This window comes from Corynebacterium sp. HMSC075D04, assembly GCF_001815635.1.
GTDB classification, from domain to species: domain Bacteria; phylum Actinomycetota; class Actinomycetes; order Mycobacteriales; family Mycobacteriaceae; genus Corynebacterium; species Corynebacterium coyleae.
In genome coordinates this window covers 1-1,062 of sequence record NZ_KV821318.1, presented here as the reverse complement: position 1 = coordinate 1,062, position 1,062 = coordinate 1, and the positions used below count along the sequence as shown (strand labels likewise).

Below are 1,062 nucleotides of genomic sequence, written 5' to 3'. Positions count from 1 at the left end.
AAGGTTGTACACCTTTTGGTGGTGACGTTTCCGTACTCGAATATGAGGTTTTGCAGGGCCTTCGCCGGTGAAACCGCCGAGTGTGTCATTACCGGATTGCTGGATGTCATCGATGCTGCCGGCGGAGTGCCGACTGAGATGGTCTTCGATAACGCTACTGCTATTGGACGCCGTGTCGGCCCGAAGGTTGTCGAATCAGAGCTCTTCGCCGCGTTTAAAGCGCACTATCGGACTCGGTCGCGTTACTGCAACCCGTATTCAGGCCATGAGAAAGGCAATGTGGAAAACGCTGTCGGGTTCATCCGCCGAAACCTGCTCGTTCCCGTGCCAGAAGTTGCTTCACTGGCAGAACTAAACGCTCTTCTGGACTCTGGGTGTGCCGCGTTTGCCAAGCAGACCCATTATAAGAAGGCAGCGGTAATCGCTGATCTGTTTCAACACGATCAACAAGCGCTCAAAGCATGTCCGTCGGTGCGGTTTAATCCGGTGCGTTTCGAAGTGCGTCGCACCGATAAAACCGGGATTGTCACCGTAGCAGGCAACCGCTACCTAGTCGGGCCTGCCTGGGCAAACAGGCAAGTCACACTGGAATTGTCCCACGACACCATCACCGTCTTAGACGAGGAGTCTCGACGCATCATCGCGCTGCCGAGAGTCTTCGGCACTGCAGACGCTACAGTGATCAACCCCATAAGTCTGCTGCCAGGGTTAGCCAAAAAGCCGGGAGCGTGGAAGAACTCACCACTTCGCCACCATATGCCGGATAACGTCGTCGGCTACCTCGACGAAGCAGATACCGTCACACGCCGTGAGTTTTTCACCCATGCACAAACCACCGCCGCAGAATGCGGTTTCGACGCCACCGTCACCGCCGCTGCAGCACTTTTAGAAGCCAACGCTCAACCAACCGGACCGCATCTTGGCATCGCTGCACGATACAGCACCCCACCACCAACACAGCACACCAGAGCAAACCTGGCTACCTACGACCAACTCCTTGCCACCACAATCAACACCCCACAGCATGCGGAGGCGACCTAAAATGAGCGCTACAACCACCAA

At 55.9% G+C, this 1,062-nt stretch carries 1 protein-coding gene; it reads left to right on the top strand.

Annotated features, from left to right (window positions below; all coding sequences use genetic code 11):
- On the top strand, positions 1 to 1,041 hold a 1,041-nt coding region (locus HMPREF3048_RS03635; RefSeq protein WP_141758842.1), incomplete at its 5' end, for a Mu transposase domain-containing protein.
- Positions 1,042 to 1,062: the final 21 nt, after the last annotated feature.